The organism is Variovorax sp. YR266, from assembly GCF_900107295.1.
Lineage (GTDB): Bacteria > Pseudomonadota > Gammaproteobacteria > Burkholderiales > Burkholderiaceae_C > Variovorax.
The window spans coordinates 143,046-164,307 of sequence record NZ_FNPM01000001.1; the positions used below are offsets into that span (position 1 = coordinate 143,046).

Annotated in this window: 23 protein-coding genes; 6 read left to right on the plus strand and 17 right to left on the minus strand. The window is 66.2% G+C overall.

The annotated features are described in order from the left end of the window. Positions 1-3 precede the first annotated feature (3 nt). Positions 4-2,196 carry a thiamine pyrophosphate-dependent enzyme gene (locus tag BLW48_RS00710; protein WP_093172063.1) on the minus strand — a complete coding sequence of 731 codons (2,193 nt, stop codon included), beginning with the start codon at positions 2,194-2,196 and terminating at the stop codon, positions 4-6. Between the two features lie 144 nt (positions 2,197-2,340). Between BLW48_RS00710 and BLW48_RS00715 the strand changes: the two genes are divergently transcribed. Beyond that, positions 2,341-2,820 carry a MarR family winged helix-turn-helix transcriptional regulator gene (locus BLW48_RS00715; RefSeq protein ID WP_093075493.1) on the plus strand — a complete coding sequence of 160 codons (480 nt, stop codon included), beginning with the start codon at positions 2,341-2,343 and terminating at the stop codon, positions 2,818-2,820. Between the two features lie 30 nt (positions 2,821-2,850). On the opposite strand, the gene BLW48_RS00720 is transcribed toward BLW48_RS00715, so the two are convergent. The 6 genes from BLW48_RS00720 to orn form a co-directional block, all read right to left on the minus strand. Continuing rightward, on the minus strand, positions 2,851-3,735 hold the full coding sequence (locus BLW48_RS00720; protein WP_093172065.1) for a quinone oxidoreductase family protein: 885 nt from the start codon (positions 3,733-3,735) through the stop codon (positions 2,851-2,853). Further along, positions 3,732-4,529 carry an alpha/beta fold hydrolase gene (locus BLW48_RS00725; protein WP_093172067.1) on the minus strand — a complete coding sequence of 266 codons (798 nt, stop codon included), beginning with the start codon at positions 4,527-4,529 and terminating at the stop codon, positions 3,732-3,734. The genes BLW48_RS00720 and BLW48_RS00725 overlap by 4 nt, the downstream gene beginning before the upstream one ends. Beyond that, positions 4,526-5,530: a 3-hydroxybutyryl-CoA dehydrogenase gene (locus tag BLW48_RS00730; protein ID WP_093049717.1), complete on the minus strand. Its 1,005-nt coding sequence runs from the start codon at positions 5,528-5,530 to the stop codon at positions 4,526-4,528. The genes BLW48_RS00725 and BLW48_RS00730 overlap by 4 nt, the downstream gene beginning before the upstream one ends. Continuing rightward, positions 5,520-6,593: an NAD/NADP-dependent octopine/nopaline dehydrogenase family protein gene (locus tag BLW48_RS00735; protein ID WP_093172069.1), complete on the minus strand. Its 1,074-nt coding sequence runs from the start codon at positions 6,591-6,593 to the stop codon at positions 5,520-5,522. The genes BLW48_RS00730 and BLW48_RS00735 overlap by 11 nt, the downstream gene beginning before the upstream one ends. A 213-nt stretch (positions 6,594-6,806) precedes the next feature. After that, positions 6,807-8,693, minus strand: a complete 1,887-nt coding sequence (locus tag BLW48_RS00740) for a DEAD/DEAH box helicase (RefSeq protein ID WP_093172071.1) — start codon at positions 8,691-8,693, stop codon at positions 6,807-6,809. Between the two features lie 253 nt (positions 8,694-8,946). After that, entirely contained in the window at positions 8,947-9,543 is a 597-nt protein-coding gene (orn, locus tag BLW48_RS00745) for an oligoribonuclease (RefSeq protein WP_093172073.1), read from the minus strand. 59 nt (positions 9,544-9,602) lie between these two features. On the opposite strand from orn, the gene BLW48_RS00750 reads away from it, so the two are divergent. From BLW48_RS00750 to rsgA, 3 genes are read left to right on the plus strand one after another with little or no spacing between them, the layout of a single operon-like run. After that, positions 9,603-10,862: a M48 family metallopeptidase gene (locus BLW48_RS00750; protein WP_093172075.1), complete on the plus strand. Its 1,260-nt coding sequence runs from the start codon at positions 9,603-9,605 to the stop codon at positions 10,860-10,862. A gap of 31 nt (positions 10,863-10,893) precedes the next feature. Continuing rightward, positions 10,894-11,244: a 4a-hydroxytetrahydrobiopterin dehydratase gene (locus tag BLW48_RS00755; protein WP_093172077.1), complete on the plus strand. Its 351-nt coding sequence runs from the start codon at positions 10,894-10,896 to the stop codon at positions 11,242-11,244. 12 nt (positions 11,245-11,256) lie between these two features. Beyond that, a complete protein-coding gene (rsgA, locus tag BLW48_RS00760; RefSeq protein ID WP_093172079.1) occupies positions 11,257-12,210 on the plus strand; it encodes a ribosome small subunit-dependent GTPase A in 954 nt (317 codons plus the stop codon). A gap of 13 nt (positions 12,211-12,223) precedes the next feature. On the opposite strand, the gene BLW48_RS00765 is transcribed toward rsgA, so the two are convergent. The 8 genes from BLW48_RS00765 to rpsP all read right to left on the minus strand — a co-directional run bounded on the left by BLW48_RS00765 (position 12,224) and on the right by rpsP (position 18,403). Further along, positions 12,224-13,249 (minus strand): hypothetical protein, encoded by a 1,026-nt coding sequence (locus BLW48_RS00765; RefSeq protein ID WP_093172081.1) that lies wholly within the window; start codon positions 13,247-13,249, stop codon positions 12,224-12,226. Positions 13,250-13,263: 14 nt separating this feature from the next. Then, complete coding sequence (gene hisC / locus BLW48_RS00770; protein WP_093172083.1) at positions 13,264-14,355, minus strand: histidinol-phosphate transaminase; 1,092 nt, start codon at positions 14,353-14,355, stop codon at positions 13,264-13,266. Between the two features lie 19 nt (positions 14,356-14,374). Further along, the gene (locus tag BLW48_RS00775) at positions 14,375-15,376 is read right to left on the minus strand and encodes a CobD/CbiB family protein (protein WP_093075510.1); all 1,002 of its coding nucleotides are present in this window, start codon (positions 15,374-15,376) and stop codon (positions 14,375-14,377) included. A 62-nt stretch (positions 15,377-15,438) separates the two neighbouring features. Continuing rightward, positions 15,439-16,182 carry a CoA pyrophosphatase gene (locus tag BLW48_RS00780; RefSeq protein WP_093075512.1) on the minus strand — a complete coding sequence of 248 codons (744 nt, stop codon included), beginning with the start codon at positions 16,180-16,182 and terminating at the stop codon, positions 15,439-15,441. A 130-nt stretch (positions 16,183-16,312) separates the two neighbouring features. Next, positions 16,313-16,696, minus strand: coding sequence for a 50S ribosomal protein L19 (gene rplS / locus BLW48_RS00785; protein WP_093172085.1), 384 nt, complete (start codon positions 16,694-16,696; stop codon positions 16,313-16,315). A 110-nt stretch (positions 16,697-16,806) separates the two neighbouring features. Continuing rightward, complete coding sequence (gene trmD, locus BLW48_RS00790) at positions 16,807-17,553, minus strand: tRNA (guanosine(37)-N1)-methyltransferase TrmD (RefSeq protein ID WP_093172087.1); 747 nt, start codon at positions 17,551-17,553, stop codon at positions 16,807-16,809. 16 nt (positions 17,554-17,569) lie between these two features. Further along, entirely contained in the window at positions 17,570-18,124 is a 555-nt protein-coding gene (rimM, locus tag BLW48_RS00795) for a ribosome maturation factor RimM (RefSeq protein ID WP_093049679.1), read from the minus strand. Between the two features lie 15 nt (positions 18,125-18,139). Beyond that, a complete protein-coding gene (rpsP, locus tag BLW48_RS00800; protein ID WP_093049676.1) occupies positions 18,140-18,403 on the minus strand; it encodes a 30S ribosomal protein S16 in 264 nt (87 codons plus the stop codon). Positions 18,404-18,582: 179 nt separating this feature from the next. Between rpsP and BLW48_RS00805 the strand changes: the two genes are divergently transcribed. Further along, complete coding sequence (locus BLW48_RS00805; RefSeq protein ID WP_093049672.1) at positions 18,583-19,107, plus strand: GNAT family N-acetyltransferase; 525 nt, start codon at positions 18,583-18,585, stop codon at positions 19,105-19,107. Continuing rightward, positions 19,104-19,550: a TM2 domain-containing protein gene (locus tag BLW48_RS00810; protein ID WP_093049669.1), complete on the plus strand. Its 447-nt coding sequence runs from the start codon at positions 19,104-19,106 to the stop codon at positions 19,548-19,550. Before BLW48_RS00805 ends, BLW48_RS00810 begins: the two co-directional genes overlap by 4 nt. Before the next feature lie 3 nt (positions 19,551-19,553). On the opposite strand, the gene BLW48_RS00815 is transcribed toward BLW48_RS00810, so the two are convergent. Together BLW48_RS00815 and BLW48_RS00820 are read right to left on the minus strand one after the other, a co-directional pair. Further along, entirely contained in the window at positions 19,554-20,564 is a 1,011-nt protein-coding gene (locus BLW48_RS00815; RefSeq protein WP_093075515.1) for an inorganic phosphate transporter, read from the minus strand. 13 nt (positions 20,565-20,577) lie between these two features. Next, a complete protein-coding gene (locus tag BLW48_RS00820; protein WP_012746613.1) occupies positions 20,578-21,222 on the minus strand; it encodes a DUF47 domain-containing protein in 645 nt (214 codons plus the stop codon). Positions 21,223-21,262: the final 40 nt, after the last annotated feature.

Genomic DNA, 21,262 nt, shown 5'->3' on the forward strand with positions numbered 1-21,262 from the left:
GCTTCAGAAGGCATAGGCTTCACGGCGGCGCGCTTCGCCGCGTTGCAGCCAGCCGATGACGGCGGCGCGCACCCGCTCGCGCAGCATGTCCCAGCGGCTGGGGTTGCTCACGATCTGCGCCTTGTAGAACGACGGGCACAGCACCGCGGCATGCGAGACCTCGCCGCACACGCCGCAGCCCACGCAGCTGTCGAGCACGGTCGCAACGGGGTCGGTGCGCAGCGGATCGGGGTTGGGCTTGATCGACAGCGACGGGCAGCCCGACAGGCGAATGCAGGAATGGTCGCCGGTGCATGTGTCTGAATCGACGCCGAACTTCTCGCGCACCATGCGCTTGCCGTCGGCGATGGCCTTGCGCACCAGCGGCTTCTCGCGGCGCTGCTTGTTGAGCATGCACTCCGACTGGGCGATCAGGACCTTGGGGCCCTTCTTCGTGGTGGTGAGTGCGTCTTTCAGCGCGTCGCGCATGCCTGCCACGTCGTAGGTGCGGCGTAGCGTCTTGACCCACTCAACGCCCACGCCGCGCACGGCGCGCTCGATTTCGTGGCCGGTGCTGCGCGTCTTGTTGACGGCGTGCGACGACAGGATGTCCTGCCCGCCCGTGGCCGAGGTGTAGTTGTTGTCTACGACGATGGTGAGGTTGTCGCTCTTGTTGAAGACCGCGTTCGCGACACCGCTGGTGAGGCCGTTGTGCCAGAAGCCGCCGTCGCCCATCATCGAGATCGCGCGCTTGCCTGCCGGTGCATTGAGCGCCGCGGCACCTGCGCCGCCCAGGCCGTAGCCCATGGTGGTGTTGCCGATGTTGAAGGGCGGCAGGATCGAGAACAGGTGGCAGCCGATGTCGGCGCTCACGTGGTGCGCTCCGAGTTCGCGCTCGACCAGCTTCATGGCGCTGAAGATGGGGCGCTCGGGGCAGCCGGTGCAGAAGCCCGGCGGACGGGCGTGGACTACCTCACCCAATGCTGTCGACGGTTGCGCGGGCTCGGGTGCGGCATCGACGCCGATGGCCGCCACTTCCTTCAACGGAATCACCTTGCGCACCGGCGCTGGCACCGGCAGCGGTGCCAGGCGTTCGTAGCGCTCGCAGAAGCTGCGCGCGCCCTTGAGCAATTCGGAGGCGGTGTACTCGCCAGCCACCGGCAGCATGTCCTTGCCGTGCAGCGCAGTGGTCGAGCCGGCCTGGCGCAGGATGGCTGCCAGGTTCTGCTCGACGAAGTTGGGCTGCCCCTCTTCCACGACCATCACGGCGCGCTTGCCTTCGCAGAAGCGGATCACCTCGCTCTCGATGACGGGGTAGGCCACGTTCATCACATAGAGCGGCACCTGCGTGTTGCCGTACACGTCGGCCAGGCCCAAGCGCTCGAGGGCGCGCAGCAGCGTGTTGTAGCTGCCGCCCTGCACGATGATGCCGATGTCGTCGGCGTCTTCGGAGAAGAACTCGTTGAGCTTGCGCTCCTCGATGAAGCGCACGGCAGCGGGCCAGCGGTCTTTCACCTTCTCTTGTTCATGCACGAAGCTCGCGGGCGGCAGCACGATACGGCTGACATCGCGCTGCGGGTTCTCGAGCGCGTCTTTCAGCGTGAACTTCGGGCGGCGGTTGTCGCCTGCAATGAAGTGGCCGTGCACGTGGCAGGCACGAATGCGCAGCTGCAGCATCACCGGCGTGTTGCTGGCCTCCGAAAGATCGAAGCCCTGCTTCACCGCGTCGACGATGCTCGGCAAGTTGGGGCGCGGATCGAGCAGCCAGATCTGCGACTTCATGGCGAAGGCATGGCTGCGCTCCTGCATGATGGACGAGCCTTCGCCGTAGTCTTCGCCGACGATGATGAGCGCGCCGCCGGTGACGCCGCCGGATGCCAGGTTGGCCAGCGCGTCTGACGCGACGTTGGTGCCCACGGTCGCCTTGAAGGTGACGGCGCCGCGTAGCGGGTAGTTGACGGAGGCGGCCAGCGTGGCAGCGGCGGTGGCCTCGCTCGCGCTGTTCTCGAAGCGGATGCCCTGCTCGGCGAGGATGTCCTGCGCGTCGGCCAACACGTCCATCAGGTGCGAGATGGGTGCACCCTGGTAGCCCGCCACATAGGAAACTCCCGATTCGAGCAAGGCCTTGGTAACCGCCAGAATGCCCTCCCCACGGAAGACTTCCCCACCAGAAAGCCGCAGCTTCTTGACTTCTTCAACGAATGAACGCTCGGCCATCTGGGTCCTTGTTGTCTATCGTGGGACGATGAGCTTGGGGAGCTGCATCGCGGTTCATATAATGTTGACAAATGAATGTATCCACAATCATGAATTACCCTAGACATGCAAACAGCGTGCCCGCGGCGACTGTGAGGTGCCTTCATGGCTGAAGAACAATCCGTCGAATCGCATCGCTTCGTCGATGACTACCTACCGGCGCTGCTGGCGCAGGCCAGTCAGCTGATCTCCTCGGAGTTCCACGAGGTTGCGCGGCAGCAGGGCTTTTCTGTGTCGGAGTGGCGCGTGATGGCATCGCTCGCAGGCAGCGAGCCGATCAGCATCGGCCAGCTCGCGCAGGTGACAGTGACCAAGCAACCCACGGTGACGCGGCTTCTGGACCGCATGGAATCGCGCGGACAGGTCGAGCGCCTGCCCCACGAAAGTGATCGCCGCATCACGCTGGTGCGCATCACGCGCAAGGGACTGAAGGCTGTCGAGCATCTGATGGAACTGGCACGCGACCACGAGCGGCGCGTGCTCGAACCCTTCGGGCTACGGCGCGCCGAAGAGCTCAAGCAAACGCTGCGGCAGATGATCGACCTGCACGTGCATGTGCCGGTCGAGGAGCCGCAAGAAGACTGAGCTTGCTTGCTTGCTCGCTCGCCTCTCCGCTCAGAGGCGGGGCACGAGGACGGCGCGGCCGCGGTGGCCGCGTTGTGCGATCCATTCAAGCGCGCGAGCTGCATCGGCAAATGCGAACGGCTGCACGTCGAGGTGCAGGCGGCCATCGGCCAGCCTCGCGAGCAATTCGGGCGCCGCGGCACGGCCGACGGCTTCACGTCGAAACATGTTGAGAGGCAACAGCGCAACGTCGCGTTGCAGGAAGTGCGCGATGTCGAGCTGCAGCGTCGGGCCGGCGGTATAGCCGACCAGCACGGCACGGCCGCCTGGCCGCACCGAAGGCAGCACCTTGGCGAGCACATCTCCGCCGACTGTGTCGATCAGCAGATCAGCGCTGGCAGCGGGTGGCGGCGCGGCATCTGGGTTCACTGCCCTCACCGTGCAACCTGCGTCGCGTGCGAGTTGCATCACGAGCGAGCCGACGGCGCCGCTCGCGCCGGTCACGAGCACCTGCTCACCGGCCTGCAGCTTCGCGACTTCGTGCAGCGCCACCCATGCCGAGGTCGTGGGCGAGAAGAAAGCAGCGCCCAACGCCATCGGCACAGCGTCGGGCAACAGGCCCAGCGCTTCGTCGGGCGCATCGATCTGCTCGCACCAGGTGCCGTCGAAGAGCGTGCCGAGTCCGCTGCCGCGCAGCCACACGCGCTGGCCGATGGCATACCGTTCGCTTGCCATCACTACACCTGCAGCCTCCACGCCAGGCGTGTAGGGCAACGGCGGATGGCGAAGGAAACTCCCGCGCCACACTGTGCGGTCGATGTGCCCGACCGTTGCGGCCTCCATGCGCACCAGGGTGCGGCCCGGCCGCGCGACAGGGTCGGCAATCTCCTCCAGCACGGGGATCGCATCGAATCCGTGGATGCGCACTGCCTTCACGGCAGCGTCTCCAGAAAATCGAGCACCGTACGCGCGAAGGCTTCAGGCATCTGGTCGGGCAGCGGCACCATGCCGCCTTCGATGTCGACGATGCGTGCTTGCGGCAGGTGGTGCTGCAGCTCCTCGGCATGCGGCGCCGCGAACGGGTCGGCGGTGGCGCGAACGATCAGCGTGGGCTGCGTGACGCGACTGATGCGCTCTTCCATGCGGTACGACGCGACGGCGCGATGGCCCTCTTCGACACGCTCGACCTTCAATGCATCGAGCACGAAGGCTTCGAGCAGGTCGGGACGTCCTAGCGGATAGAAACCCTGGCGCTTTTGCCACAGCGCTGCGAGGTGAGAGCCGTCTTCGCTCGGCGCGACTTCGTCGATGGGTGGACGTTGTGCCCGTGCCTTGCGAAAGGGCTCGTCGGTGTACGGCGTCGAAGACAGCACCAGGCTGCGAACGCGCTCAGGAAACGCTGCCGCGAGCTCGACTGCGATAACGCCGCCTGTGTGATGCCCCACCACGTCGGCCTGCGCGATGCCCAGCGCATCCAGCAGTTCACAGGCCACGCGTGCCCATTGCCCGATGCTCGCCGGCACTCCGCCGTCGGCCGAATCGCCGAAGCCGGCTGTGTCCATCGCGATGGCCCGACGATGCGCGCCGATCAACGGCAGCACTGCGCGGTACTCGGCCCAGCTGCGCGGCGACTGATGCAGCAACAGCACGGCCGGCGCCTGGTGGTCGCCGCACGCCGCGTAGTGCACCTGCCCCACCGACAGATCGGCAAAGGCGCGGCGGATGCTCATGGCAAGGTCTCGTCCGCGGGCGCGCGCCAAAGGCCCGCATGCCGCAGTTCGCCGAGCGTGCGCGAGAGCACGTCACGCCGGTAGGCCGCGATGTCGCGGCCTTCGTAGTCGTAGAAGCCGCTGCCGCTCTTGAGGCCCAGCCGGCCCTGCTCGACCATGCGGCCGACGATGGCTGGCGCGGTGTAGCGGCCCGCGTCGAGCGAGGCCGACATCTCGCGGCTCGCGTGATGCAGGATGTCGCAGCCGCCGAAGTCGATGAACTCGACCACGCCCAGCGCGGCGAAGCGCAGGCCCAGGCCGTAGCGCGTGGCCTTGTCGATTTCTTCGGCGGTGGCGGCACCCTCCTCGATCATTCGTGCGGCTTCGTTCATCACCAGCGCCTGCAGGCGCGGCACGATGTAGCCTGGCGAGGCGCCGCAGACCACGGGCAGCTTGCCGATCTCTTCCATCAGCGTCTTGGTGCGGGCGAGCACGGCGGCGTCGGTGCCGGGGTGGCAGCTCAGCTCGACCACGGGGATCACGTAGGCCGGGTTGAGCCAATGCATGTTGAGGAAGCGCCCGGGCAGCCGCACCAATGACGCCAGTTGCGTCACGAGGATGCTGCTGGTGGTCGAGGTGAGGATCGCGTCGTCGCGGCAATGGCGGTTGAGCTGCTCGAAGGCCTCGCGCTTGGCTTCCATGGTTTCGGGGACGCCTTCGAACACGAGTTCGGCTGCGGCCAGCGCCTGCGGGGCGGCCGCGGCGTTGACGAAGTCCACGCGCGCGGCGATGCGCTCGATCTGCGATGCGTCGATCACGCCGAGCTGCGCGAGACCCGAGAGGCTGGCTTCGATCTCGGCCTTTGCTTCGTCGCGCAGGCGCTGCCAGGCTTCGTCGCTGCGCGGGCGCAGGTCGATCAGCGAGATGCGGTGGCCGGCATAGGCGAATGCGATGGCGATGCCGCGCCCCATGCGGCCCGCGCCGACCGCCGCGAACCGGGGGAGCGCGGCGTCATTCGCCATCGTGCAGCCTCTGCTTGAGTTGCGCCGCGCTCAGGTCGGCGAGGCCCAGGCTTTCGAAGGTGCGCGGCCCGCGCCGCAGGTCGCGCCCGAGAAAGCCGCCAACGATGGCCAGCAGGCCGTGGGCGATGGGTGCATCCACGCCCGCGTGGCGCGCGGCCGAGGCCAGGAAGGCCAGGCCGAGCTCGGTGTCTTCCGTGATGTAGCGGTGCGTGTGCAGGTCGATGTTCTCGCGCCAGTCGCCCGATTTGACGAGTTGCTTGTGCGCGTCGCCGTACATCCACTGGTCGTTGTTGTAGTGGTCGGCCAGCGGATAGTGCGGCGCGCCCTGCCCGAAGGCTTCTCGCACGGCAATGCGTTCCTGGTCGAGCCGGTCGGTCACGTCGCGCACGGCGCGCTGCGTGCCTTCGTTGTGGATGTCCCAGCGCTCGAAGTGCTGCAGCGGCGCGGCGTTCATCACCATCAACGGCGGGTGGATGACTGGGCCGGCGTTCATCAGTGCACCCGAGAGCGCGTCGCCGCAGCCGTGCACGGACGGATAAGCCTTGCGGATCACCTCGATGGCTTGCGCCTCCTTGCGGGCCGGATAGACGCCGGTAGGCAGGCGAATGGCGCGGATGGTGACGTTGACTTCGCGCTCGCCGTGCTTGCGCGCCAGGTAAGGCAGGGTGCCGGTCTCGGCCCAGGCGACGTCGGCACGGCTGCCGGCCTCTTTCACCGTCTTGGCCATCACATAGCTGCCGAAGGTGCCCGGCGGCAGGAACACGACCTGCCCGTCGACCAGGTGCGGTGCCATCGCGAGTGCGATGTCGTACTGGGCGATCGCGGGGGTGGGAATGACGATCAGCTCGGCGCCCTTCAGGGCTGCGCCGATGTCGGCGGTGGCCAGCGCAATGGGCACCTCACGTGCGCCGTCGGCGTCCTTCAGTGTGATCGAGCCGGCACGCACCAGCGGCTCGAGCGCGGCGGCGTCGCGGCGCCACAGGCGCACTTCATGGCCGGTTTCAGACAGGTCCGCAGCGGCCGCATAGGCGCCGTGGCCACCCCCAAGAATCGCAATTTTCATGTCGAAAGTCGAAAAGCAGGTGTCGATGAACCGGCGGCCGCAGGGCGGACCCGGGGAAATAATGCCTTATTACATTACTTTTCATCGATTCAGATGTCAATCAAATTCGACGTCACCTGACTGCTCGGAAACCCGAAATGAAAAAGCCCGCGTTCGTTAGAAGCGCGGGCTTTCTGGGGGCGAGGCGGCCGTCAGGCCGCTCGGGAAGCAGGATCAGCGGCTGGGCTTGAACGCGCGCTTTTGCGCGTCGCGGGGCACGAACACCTTGCCTGGGCCGCCATGACCGGCAGCGCCATTGCCGCGGGGCGCGAAGCCCTCGCGCGGCGCGAAGCCGCCGTCGCCGCGGCCACCGCCGTGACCGTGGCCGCCGCGCGGAGCGCTGTCGCCCCAGCCCGGCTTGCGGCCGTAGCCGGCACCGCCGCCGTTGCCGCCTTCGTCACGGCCGCCGCCGAAACCGGCGTTCTGGCCGCCCTGGAAGCCACGCGGGCCCGGTGCGGCCGGACCACGCGAGTTGCGGTCGTTGAAGCCGCTGGCACCGGCATAGCCGCCGTTGCCGCCACCATTGCCGCCGCGGTAGCCACCGCCGCCACCGAACTTGCGGTCGCGCGATTGGCTGTCACCACGGCCGCCGCGGAATTCGCCTTGCGGCGGACGCGATTGCGGCATGCGCTGTTGCGGCTCCATGCCCGGCACCACTTCGGCCTTGAACTGCTGGCGGCTGTAGTGCTCGATGTCCATGATCTTGCGGCGATCGCGGAACTCGGCGAACGTGACGGCCAGGCCGTCGCGGCCGGCACGGCCGGTGCGGCCGATGCGGTGGGTGTAGTCCTCGGCCTTCATCGGCAGGCCGAAGTTGAAGACGTGGGTGATGGTCGGCACGTCGATGCCGCGGGCGGCAACGTCGGTGGCCACCAGGATCTGCACCTGGCCCTGGCGCAGCGCCATCAGGCGGCGGTTGCGCAGGCCCTGGCTCAGGGCGCCGTGCAGCGCCACGGCGCTGAAGCCTTCTTGCTGCAGGTCGTTGGCGAGGCCATCGCACTCGACTTGCGTGCTCGCGAACACGATCGCCTGGTTGATGCTGGTGTCGCGCAGCCAGTGGTCGAGCAGCTTGCGCTTGTGCTGGCTGTTGTCGGCCCAGAACAGCACCTGCTTGATGTTGGCGTGCTTTTCCTGCGGGCTGTCGATGGTGATGCGCTGCGGTTCGCGCATCACGCGCTGGGCCAGCTGCTGGATGCGCGGCGCGAAGGTGGCGCTGAACATCATCGTTTGCTGGCGCTCGATGGTGAGCTGGTTGACTTCGGCCAGGTCGTCGGAGAAGCCGAGGTCGAGCATGCGGTCAGCTTCGTCGACCACCAGGAACTTGACCTGGTCGAGCTTGAGTTGCTGCGAGCGTTGCAGGTCGAGCAGACGGCCGGGCGTGGCAACCACGAGGTCGGCGTTCTGCAGCTTGGCGATCTGCAGTTGGTAAGGCATGCCGCCCACCACGTTGGCGATGCGCAGGCCGCGGCAGTGGCGAACCAGTTCGATGGCGTCGTGCGCGACTTGCTGCGCGAGTTCGCGCGTCGGGCACAGGATCAGGGCGCCGGGCGTGGCGGCCTTGAAATGGCGGGCGTTGGTCGGGTCCTTGCGCTTCGGCTTCTTGGGCGGGGCTTCGCCGCGGGCAGCAGCTTCGGCGGCCAGGCGCTGGAACTCGGCCTTGGCCTCGGCTTCTGCCTCGGCCTGGCGCTTGAGCAGCGTGTGCAGCACGGGCAGCAGGAAGGCGGCGGTCTTGCCGGAGCCGGTCTGGCTCGACACCATCAGGTCGACGAAGCGGGCAGCGCCCTCTTCGCCCATGGCGATCGGCACGACCTTTTCCTGCACGGTGGTGGGCTGGGTGAAGCCCAGGTCAGCCACGGCGGCGATCAGCTCGGGCGCGAGGCCCAGCTTGATGAAGCCGTTGGGCTTGGCGGGCTCCTCGGCCGCGGCAGCTTCGGGGGAAGCTGCATCCAGCGCCTCGAGGATGGGCGCCTCGGACATGGTGTCCGTGGCGGCGGTGAATTCGTTGTGGGTAGCGGATTGCACAGGCGCGAACTCGCCCTGCGCTTCAAAAGCGTCGGTCATGAATATCAATCTCAAACGCGAGCGCTGCCGTAGGCGGCGCCCCGTTGGTGGTTAAAAACATCAACCATCCAACGACATTCAACTTCGGGCTGACGCCTGAGGTTGCGGCCCTTTTTGATCAGCGAATGCGATCGGGCGCGGTGTGCAAGATAGGGAGATGCAAGAGACGCTGGCCGGGCTTGAAATACCTTCCCGATCAGCGAAGCCTGCGATTATGGCATGGATTCGGGTTTTTACCTAATCCCCGCTTTACTCAATCCGTAAGGCGCAGAAAGGTCTCGCGGTAGTGCGCCAGTTCCTCGATGGATTCGTGCACATCGGCCAGCGCGGTATGCGCCTGCTGCTTCTTGAAGCTGCTGTAGGCCGTGGGTTTCCAGCGCTTGGCCAGCTCCTTGAGGGTGCTGACGTCGAGGTTGCGATAGTGGAAGTACGCCTCCAGCTTGGGCATGTACTTGACCAGGAAGCGCCGGTCCTGCCCGATGGTGTTGCCGCACATGGGCGAACCGCTGCGCGGGATGTATTTGGCGATGAATTCCAGCAGTTGCTGCTCGGCGGCCGCTTCGTTGAGGGTGGATGCCTTGACCTTGTCGATCAGGCCGCTGCGGCCGTGGGTGCCCTTGTTCCAGGCATCCATGGCGTCGAGCACGGCGTCGCTCTGGTGAATGACGAGCACGGGGCCGTCGATGATGGGCGTGAGGTCGGGGCCGGTAACGACCACGGCGATTTCGAGCAGGCGCTCTTTTTCGGGGTCGAGGCCGCTCATTTCGCAGTCCAGCCAGACCAGGTTCTGGTCGCTTTTCTTCAGGGTGGGCGCGGCTGCGGGGGGCGTCGGTTCAAGGGATTCAGGCATCGCAGGATTGTCGTCGAAGGGCTGCGGCCCCAGATAGCGGGGACTAAACTCGCCGCTCCATGTCCTATTCGCTCATCTTCACTGTCGCCTTTGCGGCCGCATTGGTTGCAGGCCTGCTCGTGAAGTTCTGGCTGGCCACGCGGCAGGTGCGCCATGTGGCGCAGCACCGCGGCACCGTGCCGGCCGCTTTCGCGCAGACCATCACCCTCGCCGCCCACCAGAAAGCGGCCGACTACACCATCGCCAAGGCGCGCTTCGGCCTGGTCGAGATGGCCTGGGGCGCAGCGCTGCTTCTGGGCTGGACCTTGCTCGGCGGCCTCGACGTGCTCAACAAGCTTCTGCTGGCGTGGATCGGCGGCGGCATGGCGCAGCAGCTGGCATTGCTGGCAGCCTTCGCGGCCATCGGCGGCCTGCTCGAACTGCCCTTCACGCTCTGGCAGACCTTCAGGCTCGAAGATCGCTTCGGCTTCAACAAGATGACCTGGAAGCTCTGGCTGGCCGACACGCTCAAGTCGACGCTGCTGGGCGCGGTGATCGGCCTGCCGATCGCGGCGTTGATCCTCTGGCTCATGGGCGCGGCCGGGCAGCTGTGGTGGTTGTGGTCCTGGGGCGCGTGGATGGGATTCAACCTGCTGCTGATGCTGATCTACCCGACCTTCATCGCACCGCTGTTCAACAAGTTCAAGCCGCTCGACGACCCGACGCTCAAGGAGCGCGTGACGGCATTGATGAAGCGCTGCGGCTTCGCGGCCAAGGGCCTGTTCGTGATGGACGGCAGCACGCGCAGCGCCCATGCCAACGCCTATTTCACCGGCTTCGGCGCCAGCAAGCGCGTGGTGTTCTACGACACGCTGCTGCGCCAGCTCAACGCCGGCGAGGTCGAGGCCGTACTCGCGCACGAACTGGGACACTTCAAGCACCGCCATATCGTGAAGCGGCTGGTCGCGATGTTCGCCCTGAGCTTGGCCGGCTTCGCGCTGCTGGGCTGGGTGTCGACGCAGGTCTGGTTCTACACGGGCCTGGGCGTGCAGCCCAACATGACGGCGCCCAACAGCGCGCTGGCGTTGCTGCTGTTCATGATTGCCGTGCCGGTGTTCGGCTTCTTCGTTGCTCCGCTGCCCGCACGACTGTCGCGCAAGCACGAGTTCGAGGCCGACGCCTACGCAGTGGCGCAAACCAGCGGCGCCGACCTGTCGGCCGCCCTGCTCAAGCTCTACCAGGACAACGCCTCGACGCTCACGCCCGATCCGGTGTTCGTCAAGTTCTACTATTCGCACCCGCCGGCTTCCGAGCGCCTCGCGCGCATGACGGCCGCCTGACCCGACTCCCCTCATTTCGAAGAAGCCCATCATGAGCAGCATGTTCAAGCCCAAGGACTGGAAGAACCTCCCTCCCCGCAAGGCGCTGAGCGCCACCGAGATCGTGGCCGGCCTGGCGCGCCTCGACGGCTGGATGCTCACCGGCGACGGCGCCAACGTCGCCATCGAGAAAACCTTCAGCTTCACCAACTACTTCGAGACCATCGCCTTCGTGAACGCGCTGGCTTTCGTGGCCCACACGCAAGACCACCACCCCGACCTGGCGGTGCACTACAACCGCTGCGTAGTGCGCTTCAACACGCACGACGTGGGCGGCCTGTCGGTCACCGACTTCGACTGCGCCCGCCAAGCCGACGCGCTGGTCGCGCCCCCCGCCGCATGACGGAACGAGCCCTTGGCTAAGCCCGGCCGCGCCGCGCCCGCAGCCGCTGCTGCGAAGGCACTCCACGACGGCCTTGTCGTTGCCAGCCACGGGCGTCATTGCCTCGTCGAAACGCCCACGGGCGAGCGGCTTATCTGCCACCCGCGCGGCAAGAAGAGCCAGGCCGTGGTCGGCGACCGCGTGCACTGGCAGGCCAGCGAGGACGAAGGCACCATCGAGCAGGTGCTGCCGCGGCGCAACCTGTTCTATCGGCAGGACGAGATTCGCACCAAGTCGTTCGCGGCCAACCTCGACCACGTGCTGATCCTGATCGCGGCCGAGCCGGAGTTTTCCGAACATCAGCTGGCTCGCGCGCTGATCGCGGCGGAGGCCGAGCGCATCACGCCGATCATCGCGCTCAACAAGAGCGATCTGGTCGAGCCCTTCGAGCGCGCATGGACCAAGCTGGCACCCTACCGCCGCATGCACCACGGCGTGCTGCCCCTGTCGCTGAAGGCGTCAGGCGAGGCGGACTACGCCTCGCTGATGAAGCTTCTGGCCGGCAAATCCACGCTGGTGCTCGGTCCGTCCGGATCGGGCAAGAGCACGCTGACCAATCTGCTGGTGCCGGGCGCGACCGTGCTGACCCAGGAGATTTCGCAGGCGCTGAACTCGGGCAAGCACACCACCACGAGCACCACCTGGTACTGGATCGATGAAGCCCGCACCACCGGCCTGATCGACTCGCCTGGCTTCCAGGAATTCGGCCTGAACCACATCGCGCCAATGCAGCTCGCCGGGCTCATGCCGGACATCGCCGAGCATGCGAACGACTGCAAGTTCTACAACTGCACACATCTGCACGAGCCGGGCTGCGGCGTGATTGCGAACGTGGAAACAGCAAGCAGCGGACCGGGCGCCATCAGCGCGAGCCGCTACAAGATTTATGGCGAGCTGTTTGCCGAGTTGAGCCAGAAGCGGTACTGACCGAAAGGCAGCTTCAGCCGAGCCAGATGCGGTAGGACTTCCAGGTCGGGTCGAAGACAAGGTCCAACGTCACCGGCAGATCCATGTCGTCCTGCAGCGATTGCGCATGCGAAATCGCTGCCTCAGGGTCGGACACCTGGAAGTGGACGGTGCGGATGCCCTCCTCCAGTACCACGTGCGTGCAGCAGCCTGCTTCGTGCGTCTGCAGCCGCGCCGTCAGCCGGTCTTCGTAGACGCGTGCCTCTTCCAACTCCTCACCCGATTCGACCGGCACGGCCGTCGACAGGCGATGGCACAGGTCGGCGCGCCCCACCAAGGCAGTGGCCGCGTCATTGCGCATGACGATCACCTCGATCTCGCGGTCGTCCTCGGCCGTGCGCGTCGCGTTCATGCCCGACCAGGCGTGTTCACCCTGGGGAAACACACCGGTGTGGCCGAGTTCGTCGCGCCAGCAGGCGTCGAACACGGGCACGAAATCGTCGAGCGGCACGCCATCGAAATCCGCGTGCGCGTCGGCCTCGACGTAGTCGACCGCCCCGACCTTCACCGCGAAGTCGTACTCGCCAAGGATATGGTCGAGCATGATGAGGCTCATGTGGCGCGCATGGTCCTGCATGTCCATCGGGATGGGCTTGGCGAAGCCGATCTCCAGCGCCACCCGCCCCCGGTAGAGCTCGTGCTTCACAAGGACTTCGGAGCTTGCCAATTCGAAGTCGTTCATGCGCATGCCGAAACCATCGCTCGAACGCTGACGAAAGGCTTCCACCTCGACCTGCGGCAGCTTGGGGCTGCTTTGCACCAGCGCCATCAGATCCTCGAAGTCGTCTACCGAACCGTGCGCCGTCAGCACCAGCTTGAACTCGGGCGGCTCGCCAGCCACTTCGGCCGCCAGCCGCGGAAAGAAGGGTTCGAGCAGTTCGTTCAACCCTTCCATCAATTCGCGAGCGGGCAAGGCGCGCAGGCTCTCGAGCCGGGCGCTCACTGCTTGCCAGAAGCCTGTGCAGGCCGCTGTGCGCGGATCGGTGTCGTGGGTCGGCATCGCCAGGGGTTCCTTCAAGGGGTTGGAGTGAGGATGTCCTGCAGCCGCTGAACCAGCGTGCTGCATTGCTGGCGCGTGCCGATGCTGATGCGCAGGTACTGCGCGATGCGCGGCTGTTTGAAATGCCGCACCAGCACCGCACGCTCGCGCAGCAGGGCCGCCAGTTCGGCAGCGTCGCGCTGCGGATGGCGTGCGAAGACGAAATTGGCCTGCGACGGCAGCACCTCGAAGCCCAGGTCTTCGAGCTGCAAGCCGAGGCCCTCCCGGGTGTCGACGATCTTGTCGCGGGTGCTGCGAAACCAGTCTTCGTCTTCGAGCGCGGCGACGGCGCCGGCCGAGGCCAGCCGGTCGAGCGGGTACGAGTTGAAGCTGTCCTTGACGCGCACCAGCGCGTCGATGAGGTGCGCCTGGCCGCAGGCAAAGCCGACCCGCAGGCCAGCCAGCGAACGCGACTTGGAGAGGGTCTGCACCACGAGCAGGTTCGGGTGCTTGCCGATCAGCGGCAACGCACTCTCGCCACCGAAATCGACGTATGCCTCGTCGACCAGCACCACGCGATCGGGGCAGGCTTCGAGCAGTTGCTCGATGCGCGACAGCGGCAGGCCGATGCCGGTCGGCGCGTTCGGATTCGCGATGACGATGCCTGCGCAACCTTGGCGGGCACGCGCTGCAAGGGCGTCGACATCGATGCGCAGGCCCTCGTCCACCGGCTGCTGCTCGCAGACGATGCCGTACAACTGCGCGTAGACCTTGTAGAAGCTGTAGCTCACGTCGGGCATCAGCAGCGGCTCGGCCTGCTGGAAGAACGCGAAGAAGGCGTGCGCGAGCACTTCGTCCGAGCCGTTGCCCGCGAACACTTCGTCGACCCGCAGGCCATGCCGCCGCGCTACCGCTTCACGCAGCACGAGCGAGGTGGGGTCGGGATAGCGCTCCAGGCCGTTCTCGGCTGCACGCCGGATGGCCTCGATGGCGACCGGCGACGGCGGATACGGGTTCTCGTTGGTGTTGAGCTTGACGAGGTTCGCGATGCGCGGCTGCTCGCCGGGCACGTAGGGTTCGAGCGCGCCGATGCGCGGGCTCCAGAAGGCCGGCACTGGATGTGTCATGGTTCGTTCGCCGCTTCGCTCAACCGAGCAGGCGAGCCAGGGTGAGCAAGGCCAGCAGCACCATCCACATCACGACCGAGCGCCAGACCAGACCCACCACACTGCGCAGGTGGCCGGGCTCGGGCTCGCGCCCCGGCGTGCTGCCGGTGTCGGTGCGGCGGCCGTCGGCCAGCGATTCGCCGGCCTGGGCGCGCGGCAGCGGGTCGGTGACCGGAATCGGGCGCAGCGAACCACCGCCCAGGCGCACATTGACCGCGCCCGACGTGGCCGCGAGGATCACACCGTCGTTCTCATTGGGAAAACGCTGTGCGTCGTTGCGCCAGCAATCGATCGCTTCCTCGAAGCTGCCGACCACCGCGAAACCCAGCGCCGTGATGCGCGCGGGCAGCCAGTCGATCATGTGCCAGGCGCGATCCGCGGCCTGTTGCACAGAAACACTCGACGGCTGCACGGCAGCGCCGTTCTTGTGCGCCCAGTAGCGCGAGACGAACTCGCTCATGCGATAGAACACTGCGCCCGCAGGCCCAAGACCGATGGCCGCAATGATCGAGAACCACGCGAGCACGCCGAACACATGGCGGTGCGCTGCGATCACCGAATGCTCGATCACGTGGCGCACGATCTCGCTACGCGGCAGGTTGGCAGCATCCACGCCCTGCCAATGCGCGAGCAGCGAGCGCGCGAGCGGCTCGTCGCCTTCGTCGAGCGCATCGCGGATGTCGGTGAAGTGGTGGCTGAACTGCCGGAAGCCCAGCGTGACGTAGAGCACCGCAATGCTCCAGAGCACCGCGAACGGCAGGCCGAGCGTGAGCACCAGCAGCCAGTGCACACCCAGCGCGCCGAGCGTGGGCACGAACACCGCGAGGCCCCAGGCGATCCATCCGTGATGCGGCTTGCCCGCGTCGAAGTTGCGGCTGGTCCAGCGTGTCCACGCCAGCACCGCGCCGTACACGGGGTTGTGCGGGCCCAGGGGCCGCACCTGCTCGATCAGCAGCGCGCACAGGATGGCAAAAAAGCTCATCCTTCGATGATAGCGAGAGCGCCTGAAGGTTCAGGCCATCTTCATTCGAGCCGCGGATTCAGTCAGGCCGCGAGGAAACGATAGAGATTGCGCAGCATGCCCGCGGTCGCGCCCCAGACGAAGCGCTCGTCGGGCCCGTCCTGATAGGGCATCGAGTACCACTGGCGCCGGGTGCCATCGGGTGCGGGCACGGTGTGGTGACGGTGATTGGCCGGGTCCATCAGCCATGCGAGCGGCACCTCGAAGGCTTGCGCGACCTCATAAGGATTGATGGTGAGTTCGAAGTCAGGTTGCACCAGCGCAACCACCGGCGTCACGATGAATGAGGTCACCGTCGTGTAGGTCGGCAGGTTGCCCAGAACCTCGATGTATTGCGCCGAGAGGCCGACCTCCTCCCAGGCCTCGCGCAAAGCGGCAGCCGCGATGTTGGCGTCCTCCGGGTCGACGCGGCCACCGGGAAACGCGACCTGCCCCGAATGCGTCGACAGATTCGAGGTCCGCTCGGTCAGCAGCACGGTCGCGCCCTGGGGGCGTTGCACGATCGGCACCAGCACCGCAGCCTGCGCGGGGACACGGTCGGTCATCCGCGGATCACGCCGCAGCTCCGGCGTCCAGGCAGGCGGTGTCGCGAAGCGCGTCCGCAATGCCTGTGCCGTCAGCTGCACGGCCGACACCGCCGGCAATCCCTCGACTCCTCCGGCCACAAACGGCACTTTGCGCGGGTCGAACTGCAGCAGCGTGGGCGGCGCCACGGCGTTGACGGGTTCGACGGATGCGGCCTGCAGAGGAATGGATGAGTTGGTCAAGAGATGAAACGTACCTGAGGCGGAGGAAAGAAAGAAGTAGAGCGGAAAAAAGGAAGGTTGTCGCTGAGCGGGGACAACAATGCAAAAAGCCGCCAGAGCGGCGGCTTTTCTTGCACGGCAGGCGAGCTGCTTACTTGGCAGCCGCTGCAGCCGTCGACTTGCTCGGCAGCTTTTCCTTGATGCGTGCCGAACGGCCGCTGCGGTCGCGCAGGTAGTACAGCTTGGCGCGGCGCACATCGCCACGGCGCTTGACTTCGATACCGGCGATCAGCGGGCTGTAGGTCTGGAACGTACGCTCCACGCCTTCGCCGCTGGAGATCTTGCGCACGGTGAAGCCGCTGTTGAGGCCACGGTTGCGCTTGGCGATCACGACGCCTTCGTAGGCCTGCACGCGCTTGCGGGTGCCTTCGACGACGTTCACGCTGACGATGACCGTGTCACCGGGCATGAAATCGGGGATGGTCTTGCCGAGACGGGAGATTTCTTCCTGCTCGAGGGTCTGGATGAGGTTCATGATTTCCTGAAAGTCGATCGTGTCGGGCTACACAAAAGGCGCCTTGGGCTTTCACGGGATGACCGGGAAAAGACCGGGCGCGGCCGGGCAGAGGATCGGGGAACCGGGGATTATAGCTTTTTTTTCAGCGCGGCCTCATCGGCTTTGCCAAGACGACCCGCCGCGCGGGCGGCGTCGATCAGGTCGGGGCGCCGTGCGGCCGTGATGGCCAGCCGCTGATCGCGTCGCCAGCGCTCGATCTGGGCGTGGTGACCCGAGAGCAGCGGCGCCGGCACGCCCTGCCCGTTCCATTGCTCGGGCCGCGTGTAGTGCGGGCAGTCGAGCAGGCCGTCGAGCGCGGGATTGAAGCTGTCCTGCACGTGGCTGGCCTCGTCGCCGAGCACGCCCGGCTGCAGCCGGGCCACGGCGTCGAGCAGCGCCATGGCCGCGATCTCGCCACCGGAAAGCACGAAATCGCCGAGGCTGATCTGGTGAGTGACGCGCGCGTCGATGAAGCGCTGGTCAATGCCTTCGTAGCGGCCGCAGATCAGCACCGCGCCTTCGCTGGCCGACCACTTCTCGACCGCCTCATGGCGCAGCGCCTCCCCGATCGGAGAAAACAACACGACGGGCGCCTGCGCTCCGCGTTCAGCCAGCGCCGCATCAAGGCAGGCCGCCAGCGGCTCCGCCATCATCACCATGCCTGGACCGCCGCCAAAGGGGCGATCGTCCACGCGCTTGTAATTGCCCTGCGCAAAATCACGCGGATTCCAGAAGACGACTTCGACCTGCTTCGACTCGTAGGCACGGCGCGTCACGCCGCTGGCCATGAAAGGAGCGAACAGTTCAGGAAAAAGCGTGAGGACGTCGAAGCGCATGCGCGCAAGGTCCGGATCAGAAATCGGGTTGCCAGTCGACCGTGATGAGACGGCCGGGCAGGTCGACCTTGTCGACGAAGACCGAGACGAAGGGCACCATGCGCTCGATGGCCTTGCCGTCTTCTTCGGCGGTGAGCACCAGCGTGGTCTGCGGGCCGGTTGCGAGCAGCTCGCGCACGGTGCCGAGCACCACGCCTTCGCGGTTGACCACCGACAGGCCGATCAGGTCGACCCAGTAGTACTCGTCGTCACCAGCCGTAGGAAAGCTCGAGCGCGGCACGAACACGCGCGCGCCACGCAGCGCCTCGGCCGCATTGCGGTCGGGCACGTCCTCGGATGTGGCGACGATGCAGTCGGAATGTTCTTTGGCCTCGCGGATCGCGAGCCGGAAAGCGGTGCTTGCCGAGGCTCCGGGAGCCTGCAGGAACCAGCGCTTGGAAGAAAAAAGCGCCTCGGGCTGGGCGCTGTGGGGCAGGACCTTGAACCAGCCCTTGATGCCCCAGGCATCGGCGATGCGCCCTACTTCAATCGCATCCGCCGGCAATTCGGCGGTTTCGAGTGCGGGCAGCATCGCCGTGCGGACGGCTTAGGCCGCCGCCTTGGGAGCTGCCGAGGCAGCTTGACGGATCAGGCGCAGAACGGTGGGCGAAGCTTGTGCGCCGACGCTCTTCCAGTAAGCCAGGCGGTCCTGGGCGATACGGATGCTTTCTTCGTTTTCCTTGGCGGTCGGGTTGTAGAAACCCAGGCGCTCGATGAAACGGCCATCGCGGCGAACGCGCTTGTCCGACACGACGATGTTGAAGAACGGACGGCCTTTGGAGCCGCCGCGGGAGAGTCGAATGACGACCATGATTTATCCTTGGGTGGTCAGCAGGCCTTATGGATGAAGAAGAGGCCCGCTCACAATGTTCTTCCAGCGTCGAGACACGCGACATGGCCACCCGGCCAGCGACACGCTGAAAAGCCCGCGATTATAGCCCGACCCGCGTTTTCTCCGAATTCCGGCCTTGCGCCATCCGTTTCCACCGCATGCCCCTCACCATCCGCCCCAGCCGCGACGAAGACGTCGAGGCCATCGCCGCCATCTACGCCCACCACGTGCTGCACGGCACCGGCACCTTCGAAACAGAGCCTCCTTCCCCCGCCGACATGGCCGCCCGCCGGGCCGACGTACTGGGCAAGAACCTGCCGTATCTGGTTGCCGAAGAAAATGGCGAAGTGTTGGGTTTTGCCTACTGCAACTGGTTCAAGCCGCGCCCGGCCTACCGTTTTTCGGCCGAAGACTCGATCTACATGTCGGAGTCAGCACGCGGCAAGGGTCTGGGCGCCAAGCTGCTGGCAGCGCTGTCGCAGGCTGCCGAGGCGGCCGGTGTGCGCAAGCTGATCGCGGTGATCGGCGATTCGGCCAACGCCGGCTCCGTCGGCGTGCACCGCAGCCAGGGCTTCACGCACGTGGGCGTGCTGAAAGACTGCGGCTGGAAGTTCGGCGAATGGCGCGATGTCGTATTGATGGAAAAAGTGCTCGGCGAAGGCAGCACCACCAAACCCGAATGAAAAACAAGACTGTTGCCGCCTGGCTCTCCTTCCTCGGCGGCCCGCTCGGCCTGCACCGCTTCTACCTGCGCGGCATGGGCGACTTGCTCGGCTGGCTGCTGCCCATTCCCACGGCGCTGGGCATCTACGGCATCGAGCGCGTGCGCATGTACGGCGTGGACGACGGCGTTAGCTGGGCGCTGATCCCGCTGCTGGGCTTCACCATCGCAGGCTGCGCGTTGATGGCCATCATCTATGGCCTCATGACGCCCGAGAAGTGGAATGCCCGCTTCAACGCCAGCGCGCCGGCCGACGCGGAACCCGGCCGCACGAACTGGTTCACCATCGGTGCCGTCGTGCTCTCGCTCTTCTTCGGCAGCACGATCCTGATGGCCAGCATCGTGTTCAGCTTCCAGCGCTACTTCGAGCACCAGGTCGAAGAGGGCCGGAAGATCTCGCAGTAGCCGTCAGAACAGCTGGATGCTGATCCAGTAGGCAATCGCCGCCACGAACGCCGAGGCCGGGATCGTGAAGATCCACGCCCATACGATATTCCCCGCCACACCCCAGCGCACCGCACTCGCGCGCTGCGTCGAGCCGACACCGACGATGGCGCCCGTGATGGTGTGCGTGGTCGACACAGGAATGCCCAGCGCCGTCGCCAGGAACAGCGTCAGCGCCCCGCCCGTCTCGGCGCAGAAGCCGCCCACGGGCTTGAGCTTGGTGATCTTCTGGCCCATCGTCTTCACGATGCGCCAGCCGCCGAACATCGTGCCCAGCGCGATCGCGGCGTAGCAGCTCACGATGGTCCAGGTCGGCGGGCTCGCATCGCCGGCATTGGCATAGCCGGTGGCGATCAGCAGCATCCAGATGATGCCGATGGTCTTCTGCGCGTCGTTGCCGCCGTGGCCCAGGCTGTAGGCACCGGCCGAAACCAGCTGCAGCCGGCGGAACCAGCGGTCCACGCGCGACGGCGTGGCGCGCCGGAAGCCCCAGGCCACCACGACCATCATCATCGAACCGAGCAGGAAGCCCAGCAGCGGCGACACGAAGATGAAGGCCACCGTCTTCCAGATGCCCGAGGCCACCAGGCCACTGGTACCGGTCTTGGAGATCACCGCGCCCACGATGCCACCGATCAGCGCGTGCGACGAGCTGCTCGGAATGCCGTAGTACCAGGTCACGAGGTTCCAGCTGATGGCACCCACGAGCGCACCGAACACCACGTGCACGTCGACCACCCCCGGCTGGGCGATGCCCTTGCCCACGGTGGCGGCCACGCTCAAATGGAAGATGAAGATCGCGATCAGGTTGAAGAAGGCCGCGAACACCACGGCCTGCCCCGGCTTGAGAACCCCGGTGGACACCACCGTCGCAATCGAATTGGCGGCGTCGTGGAATCCGTTCATGAAGTCGAACAGGATCGCCAGCGCGACCAGCACTATCACCACCCAGAGGGCGACCTGAACCGTTGCCATCAGCGCTGCCCGCTCAGGAATTCTCGAGGACGATGCCCTCGATCACGTTGGCCACGTCCTCGCACTTGTCGGTGATCGTCTCGAGCAGCTCGTAGATCGCCTTGAGCTTGATCACCTCGCGCACGTCGGGCTCTTCGCGGAACAGCTTGCTCATGGCGCTGCGCATCACGCGGTCGGCATCCGATTCGAGGCGGTCGATTTCCTCGCAGGTCTTCAGCGTGGCCTCGGCCACGGCCGGGTCGGCGATCTTGCCGAGGAACTTGACGGCGTCCTTCAGGCGGTCGCAGCACTTCACGCTCAGTGCCGTGAGGCGAACGATCTCGTCGGTCATGTGGCGCACGTCGTACAACGCCATGGTTTCGGCCGAGTCCTGGATCAGGTCGGCCACGTCGTCCATCGTGTTGATGAGCTTGTGGATCTGCTCGCGGTCGATGGGCGTGATGAAGGTCTTGTGGATCAGCCGGTTGACGTCGTGCGTCACGCGGTCGGCGGCGCGCTCGGCGTTGTCGACGTCGCGGTTGTACTGCTCGCGCAGGTGCACGTCGCTGTAGTTGGCAACGAGCTGCTCGAAGGCCCTCGCCGCCTCCACGATGCGCTCGGCGTGCTGGTTGAACATCTCGAAGAAATTGCCCTCGCGGGGCAGCAGCTTGCCGAACATGAAAACTCCAGGGGAGCGCCAATCACAGTTTCATGACGCC